Below are 2,561 nucleotides of genomic sequence, written 5' to 3' on the forward strand. Positions count from 1 at the left end.
CTATTCCCCCCTTTCAAAGGGGGGTTAGGGGGGATGGAAAAATAGGGATTCTGAGCGTCTGGGAAACCCTGACCGCTGCGCATGACAGAGGTGATGTCCTCCCCCTGTGTTGACATTGATAATAACATATAGGCTCCTAGCTTGTGTTTTGGGCATATGAACGTTGGCATATGAACGTTTAGCTGATGAAGGTGTCCGAATCCTGGCCCTGCCTTTCCCATACGACGCTCCCCCTCCCCCCTTTCCAAGGGGGGTTAGGGGGGATGGAGAGCGCGGGACTTCCCACCAGGAAAGTTAAAAATGGAGTTGAGTGCAGATTTAATTGTGCCTGTATTTGTAAGGGTGGCAGAAAAAGATTCTGGTGTGCGTTCTCTCTTAGATGCTCTGGTGCGAGAAACTCCTGCACCAGTAGAAACGGCAAAACGTCGAGGTTTAAAATCAGATGTTAAAACACCCATTGCCCAAGTATTGAAAACCTACTATACTCCTCAAGGTGGTAAACTCTCTTTAGTTCGGGTATGGCAAGGGGAAATTACTGATGGCATGAGTTTAAATGGAGTTCGCATCGGTGGAATGTATCGGTTGATGGGTCAACAAACAGAAAGTTTGCAGTCAGCTCAAACTGGAGAAATAGTTGCCCTCAGTCGGATGGAAGGTATCCAAACAGGAGATACTTTAACTACAGACGCCGGTCTGAAAACTCAGTTGCCTAAAGCAGCAGTGTTGCCTCCTGTTTATGCAATGGCGATCGCTCCCGAAGATCGTAAAGATGAAGTCAAAATGAGCGGTGCTTTAACAAAGTTGCTGGAAGAAGACCCCGCATTAAAGTGGGAACAACACGGCGATACTCACGAAGTCATCTTTTGGGGTCAAGGAGAAATTCATCTCCAGGTAAGTTTAGACCGTTTGCGTCGGAAATATAATGTTTCGATGAAAACTCACTTACCCCAAGTTCCCTATAAAGAAACTATTCGGAAAAATACTACTTCTCACGGTCGCTACAAACATCAAAGTGGGGGTCATGGGCAATTTGGAGATGTGTATTTAGATATTCAACCGTTGCCACGGGGGTCAGGTTTTAATTTTAGTGAAACCATTGTCGGTGGAGTGGTACCGAAGCAATATATTCCTGGTGTGGAAACAGGTGTACGGGAATATCTCGAACATAGTCCCCTTGGTTTTCCGGTGGTAGATGTAGCGGTCACGTTGACGAATGGTTCGTATCATTCTGTTGATAGTTCGGAGCAAGCATTTAAGCAAGCAGCACGGGTGGCAATGCAGCATGGAATGACTGAGTGCCAAGCAGTTTTGTTGGAACCTATTGCTTTAGTGGAGATTTTGGCACCCAGTGAGTTTACCTCAAAAGTTTTGCAGTTAATAAGTATCCGTCGCCGTCAGATATTGGGTTATGAGGGTATTACTGACTGGAAAGGGTGGGATAAGACTTCTGCTTATTTAGCTTTTTCAGAAATGCAAGATTTAATTGTGGAGTTGCGATCGCAAACAATGGGAGTCGGTTGTTTTAATTGGCAGTTCGATCATTTACAAGAAATTCCAGATAAGTTAGCTGAAAAAGTCTTGACAAAGAATGCTAATACAAATGGTAATGGTAATGGTAATCGTTAAACTGTTTCCATAAGTATAGCACTACGCAAATAGGTTAGGACATTTCTAAATCCTGTTTGCGCAGCATGACCTAGGAAAACCCTTTGGCATTTTGCTGTTCCCAGTTAAGTGTTCCCTATTCACGCTTCGCGTAGCGCTATAACTCAAAACTAAAACAGCTTGATTATTCAAAATAATTAACCGGACTTAATAATTAGTTCTAGTCCGGTTAGTTAGTTATATCAAAGGAGGTAGTATCAATACAATTCATGCTTTGCAGGGGTTGGGTCGCCCAACCTAAACCCTACTTGGGAGTTTTTTTTGCCTCTTGAATGAACTTCCTAAACTCTAAACGCAAGGGGATTTGATATTATTTTAAAAGTAAAATTTACAGCGTTTTTGCTAATAGATAACGTAACGTGAAAATCAAAATCTCACTGTAGTTCATCCATAAAAAACTACTGTAATTGAGATAGGAATGGATTATATTGTTTGTCGATAATTAGTAATAAAAAACTTTATCCTGTTAATATATTCAAACACCCTCTCCTTGTCTCCTGATTCCTGACTTCTACCTTAAAACTTTGTACCTTGACCTAAATTTTGAGTTAATTATATAGATATCTCCAGAAAATAAACTTGCTCTTTATTTAACATTATATCTAGAGAAGTAATAGTCACTTAAAAAATCATTATTCGTAATCATTGACCGTAAATCTGTTCCCTGTTCCCTGTTCCCTGTTCCCTGTTCCCTATTCTCTGTTCCCTGTTCTCTGTTCCCTATTCCCTATTCCCTGTTCTCTTATGTCTAATAGAAAAGTTTTGTAAGTATATAGATTGTAAAATTTTGTTTCATTTCCAATAATTAGGGTTGCCCTCAATCCATAAAGGGGTTACCATACATAATGCTTCATAAATAAGAGGAGTCGGAATTCCATTTAGGAATTAAATCCACG

The 2,561-nt window shown here is 41.0% G+C and carries 1 pseudogene; it reads left to right on the forward strand.

The features are described 5' to 3' along the window. Nucleotides 1-294 precede the first annotated feature (294 nt). Nucleotides 295-1,626 (forward strand): annotated as a pseudogene (locus F6K40_RS39775) (elongation factor G); the annotation flags it as partial. Nucleotides 1,627-2,561: the final 935 nt, after the last annotated feature.

It is taken from the genome of Okeania sp. SIO3I5, from assembly GCF_010672085.1.
Classification (GTDB): Bacteria; Cyanobacteriota; Cyanobacteriia; order Cyanobacteriales; family Microcoleaceae; genus Trichodesmium.